Here is a 1,107-nt window from a genome sequence, read left to right on the forward strand (position 1 = left end):
GAACAGCCTGAAAGGCTGATTCAGGAAATTGGTTATCTAACATTTGAAGAGCAGAATCAGTTATTGGTAGAATTCAATGACACAGATTCAGAGTACCCAAAAGACAAGACCATCATAGATTTATTTGAAGAACAGGTTAGAAAGACACCAAATAATATTGCTGTTGTTTTTGAACAAACGCAATTAACCTATCAGGAACTTAATGAGAAGTCGAATCAACTGGCATTTTATTTAAGAGAAAATTATGGAATTAAACCCGATGATCTGATAGGTATAAAGCTGGATAGAAGTGATAGAATGATTGTAGCTCTTTTAGGGATACAAAAATCAGGGGCTGCTTATGTCCCAATAGATGCCAATTATCCAGAAGACCGCATCGCATATATTGAACAAGACAGTAATTGTAAAGCAGTTATAGACGAGGATACATTAGAGAAATTTGAACAGCTTCAGCATAAGTATTCAAAAGAAAATATTGTAAAGATAAATGGTGCTAATAACTTGGCATATGTCATTTATACCTCTGGAACTACAGGTAATCCTAAAGGAGTAATGGTAGAACATCGTAATCTAATAAATTCTACAATGTGTAGAGAATTTTACGAGGTTCAAAAAATATTACTGACTTCTAATATTGCATTTGATTCATCAGTAGCAGTTATATGGAGTGGATTGTTAAGTGGAGGCAGTCTGGTTATCGTAAGTGATTATATAATAAAAAATCCGGAAAAAATTACAGAGGTAATAGTGAAGAATAAAATTACAGATATTCTTTGTGTACCTAATTACTATAATTTATTGCTTAGCGAATTCAAAAAAAATAAAGATTCTTTAAAACTAAGGAATATCATTTTGGCGGGAGAAAGTTTCAAATTAGATTTGATTACCTCTCATAATGAAAATTTAGAGAATATTGGATTGTATAATGAGTATGGTCCTACCGAATGTACGGTTTGGGCAACAGTCTATAAATTAAATGACTGTTTAAGTTGCATTCCAATTGGTAAACCTATCTCGAACACCCAGATTTACATTTTGGATGATTCCTTGCAGATTGTTCCGATAGGAACCCCCGGAAAGCTGTTTATATCAGGAGCAGGAGTAGCG

At 33.3% G+C, this 1,107-nt stretch carries 1 protein-coding gene; it reads left to right on the top strand.

All coding sequences use genetic code 11. From position 1 onward, the window contains the following. A partial coding sequence (locus DM397_RS00560) for an AMP-binding protein (protein WP_162615438.1) occupies window positions 1-1,107 on the top strand: 1,107 nt, incomplete at both ends.

The sequence above is a fragment of the Flavobacterium nitrogenifigens genome, assembly GCF_003254565.1.
Classification (GTDB): domain Bacteria; phylum Bacteroidota; class Bacteroidia; order Flavobacteriales; family Flavobacteriaceae; genus Flavobacterium; species Flavobacterium nitrogenifigens.